Below are 13,702 nucleotides of genomic sequence, written 5' to 3' on the forward strand. Positions count from 1 at the left end.
CGCTGGAGTTAGAGCGCGGCGATCTTTTGCCGTTGCTCGGCCAGCTTGGCCAGGGCCTGTTCGGCCTCGGCGAGCTTGGCGCGTTCCTTCTCGATCACGTCGGCCGGGGCCTTGGCGACGAAGCCTTCGTTGGACAGCTTGCCGCCGACGCGCTTGACCTCGCCTTCCAGGCGCTGGATCTCCTTGTCCAGGCGCCCCAGTTCGGCGCTCTTGTCGATCAGGCCGGCCATCGGCACCAATACTTCCATGTCGCCGACCAGGGCGGTGGCGGACATCGGCGCTTCCTCGCCGGCTTCCAGCACGCGGATGCTTTCCAGCTTGGCCAGTTTCATCAGCAGCGGCTCGTTGTCGGCCAGGCGGCGGTGGTCGCTGGGCGAGGCGTTCTTGAGGATGATGTCGATGCGCTTGGCCATGGAGATGTTCATCTCGCCGCGGATCTGCCGCACGCCGAGCATCAGCGCCTTGACCCATTCGATGTCGCCTTCGGCGGCGGCGTCGATCCTGCCTTCGTCGGCCACCGGCCAGGGTTGCAGCATCAGGGTCGGGCCTTCCTTGCCGGCCTGGCCCTTGATGCGTTGCCAGATTTCCTCGGTGATGAACGGCATGAACGGGTGCGCCAGGCGCAGGGCCGTCTCCAGCACGCGGATCAGGGTGCGACGAGTGCCGCGCTGGCGCTCGATGGGGGCGTTCTCGTCCCACAGCACCGGCTTGACCAGCTCCAGGTACCAGGCGCAGTACTCGTCCCAGATGAACTCATAGAGGGCCTGGGCGGCCAGATCGAAGCGGAAGGCGTCGAGCTGGCGGGTGACTTCCTGCTCGGTGCGCTGCAACTGGGAGATGATCCAGCGGTCGACCGAGGACAGCTCGACCGGCTCGCCGTTGACCCCGGTGTCCTGGCCATCGGTGTTCTCGATGACGAAGTTGGCGGCGTTCCAGATCTTGTTGCAGAAGTTGCGGAAGCCTTCGACGCGGCCCATGTCGAACTTGATGTCGCGGCCGGTGGAGGCCAGCGAGCAGAAGGTGAAGCGCAGGGCGTCGGTGCCGTAGCTGGCGATGCCTTCGGGGAATTCGGCGCGGGTCTGCTTGGCGATCTTCTCCGCCAGCTTCGGCTGCATCATGCCGCTGGTGCGCTTTTGCAGCAGGGTATCGAGGTCGATGCCGTCGACGATGTCCAGCGGGTCGAGCACGTTGCCCTTGGACTTGGACATCTTCTGGCCCTGGCCGTCGCGCACCAGGCCGTGGACATAGACGGTCTTGAACGGGATCTGCGGGGTGCCGTCGGGGTTCTTCACCAGGTGCATGGTGAGCATGATCATCCGCGCGACCCAGAAGAAGATGATGTCGAAGCCGGTGACCAGCACGTCGGTGGGGTGGAAGGTCTTGAGGAACTCGGTCTGCTGCGGCCAGCCGAGGGTGGAGAAGGTCCACAGGCCGGAGCTGAACCAGGTGTCGAGAACGTCTTCGTCCTGGCGCAACTCGACCTCGTTGCCGAGCTTGTGCTTGGTGCGCACCTCGACCTCGTCGCGGCCGACGTAGACGTTGCCGGCCTCGTCGTACCAGGCCGGGATGCGGTGGCCCCACCAGAGCTGGCGGCTGATGCACCAGTCCTGGATGTCGCGCATCCAGGAGAAGTACATGTTCTCGTACTGCTTGGGCACGAACTGGATACGGCCGTCTTCCACGGCGGCGATGGCGTCTTCGGCCAGCGGCTTGGTGCTGACGTACCACTGGTCGGTCAGCCAGGGCTCGATGACGGTGCCGGAGCGGTCGCCCTTCGGTACTTTCAGTGCGTGGTCGTCGACCTTCTCGAGCAGGCCCATGGCCTCGAACTCGGCGACGATGGCCTTGCGCGCGGCGAAGCGGTCCATGCCGGCGTAGCTCTGCGGCAGGCTGGGGTCGAGGTTCGGGTTGACGCTGCCGTCGAGGTGGAACACCTGGGCCTGGGCCAGCACCGCGGCGTTCTTGTCGAAGATGTTGATCAGCGGCAGGTCGTGGCGCTTGCCCACTTCGTAGTCGTTGAAGTCGTGGGCCGGGGTGATCTTCACGCAGCCGGTGCCGAATTCGCGGTCGACGTACTCGTCGGCGATGATCGGGATGTGCCGGCCGACGATCGGCAGTTCGGCGAACTGGCCGATCAGCTTGGCGTAGCGCTCGTCTTCCGGGTGCACCGCGACCGCGGCGTCGCCCAGCAGGGTTTCCGGACGGGTGGTGGCGACCACCAGGTAATCCAGGCCTTCGCTGGTCTTCGCGCCGTTCACCAGCGGGTAGCGCAGGTGCCAGAGGTGGCCCTTCTCGTCGTGGTTTTCCACTTCCAGGTCGGAAATCGCGGTGTGCAGCTTGGTGTCCCAGTTCACCAGGCGCTTGCCGCGGTAGATCAGGCCGTCTTCATGCAGGCGCACGAAGGCTTCCTTGACCGCTTCGGAGAGGCCGTCGTCCATGGTGAAGCGCTCGCGCGACCAGTCCACCGAGGAGCCCAGGCGACGAATCTGCCGGGTGATGTTGCCGCCGGACTGTTCCTTCCATTCCCAGATCTTCTCCAGGAACTTCTCCCGGCCGAGGTCGTGGCGGCTCACGCCCTGGGCGCCGAGCTGGCGCTCGACCACCATCTGGGTGGCGATGCCGGCGTGATCGGTGCCCGGCTGCCACAGGGTGTTGCGGCCCTGCATGCGGCGGTAGCGGATCAGCGCGTCCATGATCGCGTTGTTGAAGCCGTGGCCCATGTGCAGGCTGCCGGTCACGTTCGGCGGCGGGATCATGATGGTGTAGGGCTGGCCTTCGCCGCTCGGAGCGAAGTAGTCGTTGGACTCCCAGGTCTCGTACCAGGAAGTCTCGATGGCGTGCGGCTGGTAAGTCTTGTCCATGCGAAAGGGGACCAAAGCTGAATATGGCTGGGGAAAATGCGAAGAAAGTTCGGGAGTATAGCGGGGATGGCGGCCCGGGGGTAAGGCCGCGGGCCGCGGCGGGCGCCCGCCGCGTCCGGATCAGCCGTTGCGTTGGCCGAGCAGGCGACCCAGGCGGGCTTGCAGGCGGCGGCGCAGTTCGGCTTCGATCTGCGGGGCGAAGTCGTCGATGACTTCCTGCAGGATCAGTTCGGCGGACGCTCGCAACTCGTCGTCCAGGCGCTCCTGTTCGGCGGGCGCCAGCCCTGCCGTGGTAGGTGCCGCGGCCTGCGGCTCTGGCGCGCGCGGGGCGGTACCGGGGGAGACGACGTCGGAGAGCAGGGGAATGTTGTCTGGCTCGAAGGATTCGGTCAGCAAGGGCGGCTCGTTCCGTTCGTAGAGCAGGTCGTGGATCGACTCCAGGTCATCGAGCAACTGCTCCGGGGGTTGTGTCGGTTTGTGGCTGTCCATGGTCGTGCACTTCAGATACGCGGCAGGCGATGGTCCTGTAGAGGATAGCCCTGCTCCCGGTAGAAGCGGAATTTATCCCGTGCCGCCTGGCGGATCGCCGGCTCCTCGACCACCAGTTCGGCCACCCGCGAAAAGTTCGCGACGAAGCCGGGGGCCTCGAGGGTCAGGTTGATCAGCAGGTCGCGATGGTTCCCCGGGGGCTCGCCCAGGCCCAGGGCGACGGGCGCCTCGGCGTCTTCCTCGGCCAGGCTGTGAGGAATGAAGGCCTCGCCGCGGAAGCTCCACAGGCGGCCGTCCAACTCGCTGCGCTGCGCCTCGTCGGCGCAATGCAGGTAGACCTGCATGCCCTGCCGCCAGGCCTTCTCGGCCAGGCGGCAGGCGACCTGCAGGCGCGCCGACGGATCGGCGCTGGGGATCACGTAGAAATCGACCCGGGTCACTTGGCCCGTTCCAGCAGGTACTGGGTCAACAACGGAACCGGGCGGCCGGTGGCGCCTTTGTCCTTGCCGCCGCTGATCCAGGCGGTGCCGGCGATGTCCAGGTGCGCCCAGTGGTATTTCTTGGCGAAGCGAGAGAGGAAGCAGCCGGCGGTGATGGTGCCGGCTTTCGGCCCGCCGATGTTGGCGATGTCGGCGAACGGGCTGTCCAGCTGTTCCTGGTATTCGTCGAACAGCGGCAATTGCCAGGCGCGGTCGTCGGCGAACTCGCCGGCCTTGAGCAGTTGCCTGACCAGCGCTTCGTTGTTGCCCATAAGGCCCGAGGTGTTGCTGCCCAGGGCGACGATGCAGGCGCCGGTGAGGGTGGCGATGTCGATCACCGACTGCGGCTTGAAGCGCTCGGCGTAGGTCAGTGCGTCGCACAGCACCAGGCGCCCTTCGGCGTCGGTGTTGAGGATCTCGACGGTCTGCCCGCTCATGGTGGTGACGATGTCCCCCGGACGGGTGGCTCCGCCGCTGGGCATGTTCTCGGCGCAGGCGAGCAGGCCCACCAGGTTGATCGGCAACTGCAGTTCGAGCACCGCGCGGAAGGTGCCGAAGACGCTGGCGGCGCCGCACATGTCGAACTTCATCTCGTCCATGCCCAGGCCCGGCTTGAGGCTGATGCCGCCGGTGTCGAAGGTGATGCCCTTGCCGACCAGCACGTGCGGGGCCTGGTCCTTCTTCGCGCCGTTGTATTGCAGGACGATCAGCCGCGGCGGCTGGTCGCTGCCCTGGGCGACGGCGAGGAACGAGCCCATGCCCAGCTCGCGCAGTTTCTTCTCGTCGAGAACCTCGACCTTCAGGCTCTTGAACTCCTTGGCCAGGCCCTTGGCCTGCTCGCCGAGGAACGTCGGATGGCAGACGTTCGGCGGCAGGTTGCCGAGATCGCGGGTCAGGGCCATGCCATTGGCGATGGCCTGGGCTTCCTTGCTGCCTTGCTCGACGGCGGCGCTGTCGGCCTTGTCGGCGAGCAGGGTCAGCTTCTTCAGTTTCAGCGGCTCGGCTTTCTGGCTCTTGTAGCGATCGAACACGTACAGGCCGTCGGCCAGGGTTTCCACCAGCAGACGCGCCTTCGCATGGGCATCGCGGCCTTTCACCGCGAGATCGCCGAGGGCCAGCGCGGCATCGGCGCCGGCCAGGCCCTTGAGGGTCGACAGCACGGCGGAGGCCAGCTTGCGGTACTGGCGGTCGCCCAGTTCGCGCTCCTTGCCGGCGCCGACCAGCAGCACGCGCTCGGCCTTGAGATTGGGCAGGCTCTGCAGGAGCAGGGTCTGGCCGACCTTGCCGGCCAGGTCGCCACGCTTGAGCACTGCGCTGATGGCGCCGCCGGTGGCGTCGTCGACCGCCTTGGCGCTGGCGCCGAGCTTGCGGCCTTCGCCTACGGCGAGCACCAGGGTGGCGGTTTTCAGGGTTTCCGGGCGTACGCTTTTAACAAGGAATTCCATGGAAGAGGTCCCCAATACAGACAGTCGGGATGGCGCAAGGGGCGGCATCCGTTAGCGGTAAGCGATTGTTCCGAGCACGATTCGTCCCGAGGACTGACGGTCGCCGCCGGGGCGGTGACGCAGGCAGCGACAGCTTAGTCGTTGCGGCGGGGGTCGTTCCATGCCGAGGATGGCAACCGAGGTTCTACAGCGCCGGAGCCGGGTTGGCGGTGCCTCCCGGCCGTTGCCGCACATGGTCGCACAACTGCGGCGTGTCTGGCACGACTGTGTACGCACGGGAACCCGCGGCCATGCCGCGTCCCTATAATGAACGTTTCGTTCCGCAGGAGTCGCACCGTGCCCGCCAGCAAACCTGTCGCGGATCCCGCCCGGAGTACCGACCCACGCGATTACCAGCGAGTCGGCCGGCCGCTCGGGGTCATGGCCAAGACCTTCCCGGCGGGTTTCGTGGTCGCCGAGCATCGGCACGAGCGGGCGCAGTTGATCCATGCCCTGTCGGGCGTGATCGAACTGCATATCGGTCGCACGCTATGGCTGGTCCCGCCGCAGCGCGCGGTATGGATGCCGGCGGGGATGGCCCACGCGATGCTGGCGCGCGGCGAGGTCCGCTTGCACACCGTCTATGTCCGGCCGCAGTCCTGCCCGCCGGAATTCCCCCGGGTGCCGCGCGGAGTGATGGTCAGCCCATTGTGGCGCGAGTTGATCGTGCGCGCCGCCGGCCTGCCGTTGTTGTACGACGAGCGCGGCCGGGAGGGGCGGTTGATGGCGGTGCTGCTGGACGAACTGGAGTGGTCGCGGGAACAGCCCCTGGCCTTGCCCGACCCCGCGGACCGACGCCTGGGAAGAATCTGCCAGGCGCTGCTGGAGAACCCGGCCGACCCTCGCGGGCTGGAGGAGTGGGCGCGCTACGTGGGGGCGTCCTCGCGGACCCTGGCACGGCTGTTTCTCTCCGAACTGGGAGTGACCTTCGTCCATTGGCGCCACCAGGTGCGCCTAGCCGCCGCCCTGCCACGCCTGGCGGCTGGCGAAGCGGTGGCGCGGATCGCCGTGGATCTCGGCTACCAGACGCCCAGCGCATTCAGTGCCATGTTCCGACGCCTGACCGGGAGCACGCCGAGCCGCTACTTCGCCTTGTCCGATTCGGCGTAGCCTTCGTCCGTTGGCGGACGGCGCCGACGCGGCAGGATTCCTATGCTGGGCCCGTTTCTAGACGACTGCCCCGGGAGGCAAGCATGCAACGACTGAACGTGGAATTCCGCTCCGAGGGTGTCGCCCTGCGCGGCTGGCTGTATTTGCCGGAGGCGCGTGCCGAGCGGCCGGCGATCGTCATGACGCACGGTTTTTCCGGGGTGAAGGAGCAGTACCTGGACCGTTACGCCGAGGTATTCGCCGCCGCCGGCTTCGTCGTGCTCCTCTACGATCATCCGAACTTCGGCGACAGCGACGGCGAACCGCGTCAGGAAATCGATCCGGTGATGCAGCGCCGTGGCTATCGCGACGCGATCACCTGGTTGGGCGCCCAGGCCCGGGTCGACGCCAGCCGCATCGGCATCTGGGGAACCAGCTACAGCGGCGGACATGTGCTGGAAGTGGCCGCACTGGATCGGCGGGTGAAATGCGTGGTGGCGCAGGTGCCGACCGTCAGCGGCCATGCCTCGGCGTTGCGCCGGACCCGCGCCGAGCAGTTGCCGGCATTGCTGGCAAGCTTCGACGCGGACCGCCAGCGGCGCTTCGAGGGCTTGCCGCCGGCGCTGTTGCCGGCGGTCGCCGCGAGCCCCGACGAGCCTTGCGCGATGGCCGGCGCGGACGCCCACCGGTTCTTCACCGACAGCGCGGCGCTGGCACCGAACTGGTGCAACCGGGTGACCCTGCGTAGCGCCGAGCTGGCGCGAGAGAACGAGCCGGGCATTCACATTGGGCGGATCAGCCCCACGCCGCTGCTGATGATCGTTGCCGACCGGGACCTGCTTACGCCCACGGACCTTTGCCTGGAGGCCTACCAGCGGGCGTTGCCGCCCAAGCGGCTGCTGATGCTCGCCGGCGGCCATTTCACGCCGTACATCGAGCATTTCGACGCCACCAGCCAGGCTGCGGCAGACTGGTTCGTCCGTCATCTCGGAGAAGGCGGCGAGCAGCCAGCGACAGTCGTCGAATAAATCGGCAAGCGCTGAACGAGCGTTCGCCTCGACGGTCTATCGGGCTCTTGGTTCGGCCTGCGCAGTGACAGGCCCGCCGAATCGCAGGATAATGCCGGCTATTTTCTCCGCGCCATGCCGCCATGGCCGGAAACGCGTGATGACGGGGCCGACGGGCCCCGTCAGAGCCTGGCAACCCAGGAGTGTCCGGATTGATCGTTTTCCGTTATTTGTCCCGTGAAGTGCTGGTCACCATGAGCGCCGTCAGCGCCGTGCTGCTGGTGATCATCATGAGTGGCCGTTTCATCAAGTACCTGGCGCAAGCGGCGCAGGGGTTGCTCGACCCCGGTTCGCTGTTCCTGATCATGGCGTTCCGGATTCCCGGCTTCCTGCAGCTGATCCTGCCGCTTGGCCTGTTCCTCGGCATCCTCCTGGCCTACGGGCGACTCTATCTGGAAAGCGAGATGACTGTGCTCTCGGCGACCGGCATGAGTCAGAAGCGCCTGCTCGGCTATACCATGGCCCCGGCGCTGCTGGTGGCGATCCTGGTGGCCTGGCTGAGCCTGTTCCTGGCGCCCCAGGGCATCAACCAGTTCGCCCTGCTGTTGAACAAGCAGGATACCCTGACCGAGTTCGACACCCTGGTCCCGGGCCGTTTCCAGGCAATGCGCGACGGTACCCGGGTGACCTATACCGAGGAACTGTCGAAGGATCGCGGCGAACTGGCCGGCATCTTCATTTCGCAGAAGGACCTCAACAGCAGCAACCAGGAACGCGGCATCTCCATCCTGGTGGCGGAGAAGGGCACCCAGAACATCCAGGCGGATGGCAGCCGTTACCTGATCCTGCACAACGGCTACCGCTACGACGGCAATCCCGGGCAGGCCAACTACCGGGCGATCCAGTACGACACCTATGGCGTGATGCTGCCCAAGCCCGAGGCCAGCAGCGAGGTGAGCGAGCGCGACGCGGTGCCCACCGCCGATCTGTTCGGCAGCGACAACCCACGCTACCAGGCCGAATTGCAGTGGCGCCTGTCGACACCGCTGCTGGTATTCGTGGTGACCCTGCTGGCGGTGCCGCTGTCGCGGGTCAACCCTCGGCAGGGGCGCTTCCTCAAGCTGCTGCCGGCGATCCTCCTTTATATGGGCTACCTGGCTCTGCTGATCGCTGTCCGTGGCCAGTTGGACAAAGGCAAGATCCCCATGGCCATCGGCCTGTGGTGGGTCCACGGACTATTCCTGGCGATCGGTCTTCTTCTGTTCTATTGGGAACCCTTGCGCCTGAAGCTGGCGTCCTCCCGTGCCGGTCGCGAGGTGGCGCATGGTTAAGCTCGATCGTTACATCGGTGTCACCGTCTTCGTCGCGATCCTCGCGGTGCTCGGGGTGATCCTTGGCCTGGCGCTGCTGTTCGCCTTCATCGACGAACTCAACGACATCAGCGCCAGCTACGGCATCGGCGACGCCCTGCGCTTCATCTTCCTCACCGCGCCACGGCGCGCCTACGACATGCTGCCGATGGCGGCGCTGATCGGCTGCCTGGTCGGCCTCGGCACCCTGGCCAGCAACAGCGAACTGACCATCATGCGCGCGGCCGGGGTATCCCTGTCGCGGATCGTCTGGGCGGTGATGAAACCGATGCTGGTGCTGATGCTGGCCGGCATCCTGGTTGGCGAGTACGTCGCGCCCTGGACCGAGAACATCGCCCAGAGCGGCCGCGCCCTGGCCCAGGGCGGCGGCGATTCGCAAAGCTCCAAGCGCGGTCTGTGGCATCGCCAGGGGCGCGAGTACATCCACATCAACGCGGTGCAGCCCAATGGCGTGCTGTACGGCGTGACCCGCTACCGCTTCGACGAGCAGCGTGGCCTGGAATCGGCCAGTTTCGCCAAGCGCGCGCGCTTCGAGACCGATCACTGGCAACTGGAAGAGGTCACCACGACCTTGCTGCATCCGAGGGAAAAGCGTTCCGAGGTGGTCAAGCTGCCGACCGAACGCTGGGATGCCCAGCTCAGCCCGCAACTGCTGAACACTGTGGTGATGGAGCCCGAGGCGCTGTCTATCAGCGGTCTCTGGCAGTACATCCACTATCTCGCCGACCAGGGCCTGAACAACAACCGCTACTGGCTGGCGTTCTGGACCAAGGTCCTGCAACCGCTGGTGACCGCCGCGCTGGTGCTGATGGCGATTTCCTTCATCTTCGGTCCGTTGCGCTCGGTGACCCTGGGCCAGCGGATCTTCACCGGCGTGCTGGTGGGCTTCGTCTTCCGCATCGCCCAGGACCTGCTCGGACCCTCCAGCCTGGTGTTCGACTTCCCGCCGCTGCTGGCGGTGGTGATCCCCGCCTCGATCTGCGCACTGGCGGGTGTCTGGCTGCTACGCCGGGCGGGCTGACAGGCCCGGCAGGCCGGGTATGAAAAAAGGCCACCCACGGGTGGCCTTTGTGCTTCCTTGTCGCGTCGGGCTGGAGCCTGGCCGCCGGCGCGACAAAGGCCAAAACAGCGCGTTCTGCGGACCTGTTTCGCTCACTTCTTGTGAGTGTTCTTCGGCAGCCTGACCACCTGGCTCTCCGAATAGCGGTCGTGCCAGGTACGCTTGTCCTTGTCCCAGAGCATCCAGAGGAAGCCGAGGCCGAGGCACAGCCAGGAGGCGATGGCGATCATGAAGCGCAGCAGCGCCTGGAGCAGGCTGATGGCGCTGCCGTCGCGGTTCTGCACGCGCAGTCCCCAGACCTGCATGCCCAGGGTCTGGCCGTTGTGGGTCCAGAATTTGGCGAAGAAGCCGAACAGGGCGAACACCAGCAGGGTCGAGAGCAGCGGGTCGCCGATCAGCGCGCCGCGGTCGGCCAGTTCGCGCAGATGCTCGCTGCCGTAGATCAGTCGAAGGATGCCTTGCTGGTAAACCAGGGTGACCACCATCATCAGCGCCACGCAGAGCAGGAAGTCATAGAACATCGCCGCCAGGCGGCGGACCAGACCGGCAGGGGCATAGTCGCCCTGGGGAGAAAGCATGTGTTTCGGCATCGGCGTGTTCCGTGCGGGGCAAAGCCGGGGATTATACGTCCATCCGCAGCTTGCGCCGCCCACCCGGGCAACGCTTTTCCCCGGCTGTTCTAGTCTTTGCGCAGACCCCAATCATTACGAGTCTTTTCTATGCCGATTCCGGTGAAGCGAGCCAGGAGAAAGGCGCTCCGGCTGTCGTTGTCCGTGCTGGTCGGGGTGATGCCGATCGTCCTGGGGCTGCTCATCCTCTACTGGCAGGCCGAGCGAAGCCTCCAGGAGACGTCCGAGCAGGCAGCCGGGAATGCGGTGCGGCAGTTCGAACGGATGCTCTACAACGCTGCGCTGGCGGCGCGCAAGGTCATGCCGGTGGCGGGGCGCCCCTGTCCCGAGGCCGAACTGGCGCTGCGCGAGCAAGTGGCGATCATGCCGTTCGTACGCTCGGTCAATTTGACGCGCGACAATACGATCTATTGCACGTCGTTGTTCGGCGGCTTCGACGAGCCGGTGCGGATCGAGAACTATGTCGACGGACGCCTCTTGCTGATGCCCGGCAACCAGGTCACGCCGGACGCCGCGCTGCTGGTCCTGCGGGACTCCGACGGCAAGCGCGGGGTATTGGCGGCGATCGACGGGCGCTACTTGAGCTACGTGCTGGACCTCGTCGACCGACGTAGCCGACAGGTGCTGGTGGTCGGTCCCAATTGGCTGGATGCCGAGGGCCGCACCCACCGCGACGCGCCGCCCACCTATGAGGTCGCCGCCGTATCGCTCGCTTCGCAGCGTTATCCGTTGCGGGTGCTGTCGGGCTTCCCCGAGGGCGAGGAATGGCGATCGATCCGCTCGCAGAACCCGGCGATGTTCGGCCTGCTACTGTTCTTCGGACTGCTGGCCGGCACTCTGTGCTACTGGCTATCCAGGCGGGTCGCCTCGCCCAGCAGCGAACTGCGCCGGGCCCTGGAGGCCAACGAGTTCATTCCCTACTACCAGCCGCTGAGTCCCGGCCAGGGCGGACGCTGGATAGGCGTCGAGGTGCTCATGCGCTGGCGTCATCCGCGCGAGGGACTGATCCGGCCCGACCTGTTCATACCTTTCGCCGAGCGCTCGGGACTGATCGTACCGATGACGCGCGCGCTGATGCGCCAGGTCGCGGAAGACCTGGGCGGGCATGCCGGGAAGCTGGAGCCAGGCTTCCACATCGGTTTCAACATCAGTGCCACCCATTGCCACGAACTGGCCTTGGTGGACGACTGTCGCGAGCTGTTGGCGGCGTTTCCGCCCGGGCACATCACCCTGGTCCTGGAACTGACCGAGCGCGAGCTGATCGAGTCGAGCGAAGTCACCGACCGCCTGTTCGACGAATTGCATGCCCTGGGAGTGAAGATCGCCATCGACGATTTCGGCACTGGACATTCCAGCCTGGCCTACCTGCGCAAGTTCCAGGTGGACTGCCTGAAGATCGACCAGAGCTTCGTCGCCCGCATCGGCATCGATACTCTTTCCGGGCATATTCTCGACAGCATCGTCGAGCTGTCCGCCAAGCTCGACCTGGATATCGTCGCCGAAGGCGTGGAGACCCCCGAGCAGCGTGACTACCTGGCCGCCCGCGGGGTGGATTACCTGCAGGGCTACCTGATCGGCCGGCCGATGCCGCTGGAGAGTCTGCTTTCCAGCCTGACTGTGCAGGAAGGGCAGGGGGCTTCCGTCGTCGCACTGCCGGCGGACCGAGGCTAGCGGCTGAAAGTCCCGCGCCAGGGGCGAGCTGCCAGCTTATTCGTCACGGATGAGCAAAAGACCCGCAGACCGAACAGGTGCAAACCGCCCCTGGCGCGACAAGAAGCCCGCATCCGCGGGGCTTCTTTTTGGCGTCGGCTGTGGTAGATTTTTTTCGCCGAGCTGGGAAGACAGCAGCTCGGGTAAAAGGCAGCGTCTCGACTCCAGCGCTGCCTTTTTTTATTTGCAGGCCGGATCAGCCAGATCGCAGACAACAAAAAACCGGCGCGAAGGCCGGTTTCTCTGCTGTCCTGTGCTCCCCTGGAAACGCTTGGGAAGTCAGGATGGTGCCTCGGGAGAGACTCGAACTCTCACTCTGTCGCCAGAAACGGATTTTGAATCCGCCGCGTCTACCGATTCCGCCACCGAGGCAATGGCGGCGCAGTATAGGGAGGCGCCTACCGTTGGTCAATCGGGTTCGTGGCGGGGAAAACACATTTCCGGTAAGCTACGCGGCCTTTCGAGAGTCTCCCCATGCGTGTCGCCGATTTTCATTTCGACTTGCCCGAGGCCCTGATCGCCCGTCATCCCCTGCCTGAACGCCGCGCAAGCCGCCTGTTGGCGCTGGATGGCCCGACGGGAACCCTCGCCCACAGACAATTCGCCGATCTCCTGGACTACCTGCGTCCGGGCGACCTGATGGTGTTCAACAATACCCGGGTGATCCCGGCGCGCCTGTTCGGTCAGAAGGAATCCGGCGGCAAGCTGGAAGTCCTGGTCGAGCGCGTGCTCGACCAGCACCGGGTGCTTGCCCACATACGCGCCAGCAAGGCGCCCAAGCCCGGTACGCGGATCCTCGTCGAAGGCGGTGGCAGCGCGGAGATGCTGCAACGCCACGACGCCCTGTTCGAACTCGCTTTCGCCGAGCCTGTGCTGCCTTTGCTGGAGCGGGTCGGGCACATGCCGTTGCCTCCCTATATCGACCGACCGGACGATGCGGCCGACCGCGAGCGCTACCAGACCGTCTACGCCCAGCGCGCCGGTGCGGTGGCGGCCCCGACCGCCGGCCTGCACTTCGATGAGGCGCTGCTCGAGGCGATCCGCGCGAAGGGGGTGGATACCGCCTTCGTTACCCTGCATGTCGGTGCCGGTACCTTCCAGCCGGTGCGTGTCGAGCGTATCGAGGACCATGTGATGCACCGCGAATGGCTGGAGGTCGGCCAGGACGTGGTGGACGCGGTTTCCGCCTGCCGGGCCCGCGGCGGCCGGGTAGTCGCCGTCGGCACCACCAGCGTGCGCTCGCTGGAAAGCGCGGCACGCGACGGTGAGCTGAAGCCCTTCAGCGGCGACACCGACATCTTCATCTACCCGGGCCGGCCGTTCCATGTGGTCGATGCTCTGGTCACCAACTTCCACCTGCCCGAATCCACCCTGCTGATGCTGGTCTCGGCCTTCGCCGGCTACCCGGAGACCATGGCCGCCTACGACGCGGCGGTGGCGCAGGGCTATCGCTTCTTCAGTTACGGTGATGCCATGTTCATCACCCGCAATCCCGCGCCCCGCGGACCCGAGGACTGATCCATG

General features: G+C 66.0%; 11 protein-coding genes and 1 tRNA gene. 6 read left to right on the forward strand and 6 right to left on the reverse strand.

The window, feature by feature from the left end; translation table 11 throughout:
* Window positions 1–8: 8 nt before the first annotated feature.
* From VQ067_RS05790 to VQ067_RS05805, 4 genes are all read right to left on the reverse strand, one after another.
* The gene (locus VQ067_RS05790) at window positions 9–2,861 is read right to left on the reverse strand and encodes a valine--tRNA ligase (protein WP_033939629.1); all 2,853 of its coding nucleotides are present in this window, start codon (window positions 2,859–2,861) and stop codon (window positions 9–11) included.
* Window positions 2,862–2,981: 120 nt separating this feature from the next.
* Entirely contained in the window at window positions 2,982–3,350 is a 369-nt protein-coding gene (locus VQ067_RS05795; RefSeq protein WP_023119472.1) for a hypothetical protein, read from the reverse strand.
* A gap of 11 nt (window positions 3,351–3,361) precedes the next feature.
* Window positions 3,362–3,790, reverse strand: a complete 429-nt coding sequence (gene holC / locus VQ067_RS05800) for a DNA polymerase III subunit chi (RefSeq protein ID WP_015502422.1) — start codon at window positions 3,788–3,790, stop codon at window positions 3,362–3,364.
* Window positions 3,787–5,274, reverse strand: a complete 1,488-nt coding sequence (locus tag VQ067_RS05805) for a leucyl aminopeptidase (RefSeq protein ID WP_033939621.1) — start codon at window positions 5,272–5,274, stop codon at window positions 3,787–3,789. The genes holC and VQ067_RS05805 overlap by 4 nt, the downstream gene beginning before the upstream one ends.
* A 336-nt stretch (window positions 5,275–5,610) precedes the next feature.
* Between VQ067_RS05805 and VQ067_RS05810 the strand changes: the two genes are divergently transcribed.
* The 4 genes from VQ067_RS05810 (at window position 5,611) to lptG (ending at window position 9,800) form a co-directional block, all read left to right on the forward strand.
* Window positions 5,611–6,423: an AraC family transcriptional regulator gene (locus VQ067_RS05810; RefSeq protein ID WP_033939619.1), complete on the forward strand. Its 813-nt coding sequence runs from the start codon at window positions 5,611–5,613 to the stop codon at window positions 6,421–6,423.
* Window positions 6,424–6,506: 83 nt separating this feature from the next.
* The gene (locus tag VQ067_RS05815; RefSeq protein WP_003115256.1) at window positions 6,507–7,430 is read left to right on the forward strand and encodes an alpha/beta hydrolase; all 924 of its coding nucleotides are present in this window, start codon (window positions 6,507–6,509) and stop codon (window positions 7,428–7,430) included.
* Between the two features lie 191 nt (window positions 7,431–7,621).
* Complete coding sequence (gene lptF / locus VQ067_RS05820; protein ID WP_003092864.1) at window positions 7,622–8,740, forward strand: LPS export ABC transporter permease LptF; 1,119 nt, start codon at window positions 7,622–7,624, stop codon at window positions 8,738–8,740.
* Window positions 8,733–9,800: an LPS export ABC transporter permease LptG gene (gene lptG / locus VQ067_RS05825; RefSeq protein WP_003092863.1), complete on the forward strand. Its 1,068-nt coding sequence runs from the start codon at window positions 8,733–8,735 to the stop codon at window positions 9,798–9,800. The genes lptF and lptG overlap by 8 nt, the downstream gene beginning before the upstream one ends.
* Window positions 9,801–9,931: 131 nt before the next feature.
* On the opposite strand, the gene VQ067_RS05830 is transcribed toward lptG, so the two are convergent.
* Window positions 9,932–10,429 (reverse strand): RDD family protein, encoded by a 498-nt coding sequence (locus VQ067_RS05830; RefSeq protein WP_003092862.1) that lies wholly within the window; start codon window positions 10,427–10,429, stop codon window positions 9,932–9,934.
* Between the two features lie 129 nt (window positions 10,430–10,558).
* On the opposite strand from VQ067_RS05830, the gene VQ067_RS05835 reads away from it, so the two are divergent.
* Window positions 10,559–12,139 carry an EAL domain-containing protein gene (locus VQ067_RS05835; RefSeq protein WP_033991047.1) on the forward strand — a complete coding sequence of 527 codons (1,581 nt, stop codon included), beginning with the start codon at window positions 10,559–10,561 and terminating at the stop codon, window positions 12,137–12,139.
* Between the two features lie 324 nt (window positions 12,140–12,463).
* Here the strand turns inward: VQ067_RS05835 and VQ067_RS05840 are convergent.
* Window positions 12,464–12,550 (reverse strand) — tRNA-Leu (locus tag VQ067_RS05840).
* Window positions 12,551–12,652: 102 nt separating this feature from the next.
* Between VQ067_RS05840 and queA the strand changes: the two genes are divergently transcribed.
* Window positions 12,653–13,696 (forward strand): tRNA preQ1(34) S-adenosylmethionine ribosyltransferase-isomerase QueA, encoded by a 1,044-nt coding sequence (gene queA, locus VQ067_RS05845; RefSeq protein ID WP_003110922.1) that lies wholly within the window; start codon window positions 12,653–12,655, stop codon window positions 13,694–13,696.
* Window positions 13,697–13,702: the final 6 nt, after the last annotated feature.

Source organism: Pseudomonas sp. KBN12P06040 (assembly GCF_037574965.1).
GTDB classification, from domain to species: domain Bacteria; phylum Pseudomonadota; class Gammaproteobacteria; order Pseudomonadales; family Pseudomonadaceae; genus Pseudomonas; species Pseudomonas aeruginosa.

Bases quoted from the DNA above. Each gene is read 5' to 3' on its own strand.
- VQ067_RS05790 (WP_033939629.1), bottom strand. From the start codon at position 2,861: ATGGACAAGACTTACCAGCCGCACGCCATCGAGACTTCCTGGTACGAG.
- VQ067_RS05795 (WP_023119472.1), bottom strand. From the start codon at position 3,350: ATGGACAGCCACAAACCGACACAACCCCCGGAGCAGTTGCTCGATGAC.
- VQ067_RS05805 (WP_033939621.1), bottom strand. From the start codon at position 5,274: ATGGAATTCCTTGTTAAAAGCGTACGCCCGGAAACCCTGAAAACCGCC.
- VQ067_RS05815 (WP_003115256.1), top strand. From the start codon at position 6,507: ATGCAACGACTGAACGTGGAATTCCGCTCCGAGGGTGTCGCCCTGCGC.
- lptG (WP_003092863.1), top strand. From the start codon at position 8,733: ATGGTTAAGCTCGATCGTTACATCGGTGTCACCGTCTTCGTCGCGATC.
- VQ067_RS05830 (WP_003092862.1), bottom strand. From the start codon at position 10,429: ATGCCGAAACACATGCTTTCTCCCCAGGGCGACTATGCCCCTGCCGGT.
- VQ067_RS05835 (WP_033991047.1), top strand. From the start codon at position 10,559: ATGCCGATTCCGGTGAAGCGAGCCAGGAGAAAGGCGCTCCGGCTGTCG.
- queA (WP_003110922.1), top strand. From the start codon at position 12,653: ATGCGTGTCGCCGATTTTCATTTCGACTTGCCCGAGGCCCTGATCGCC.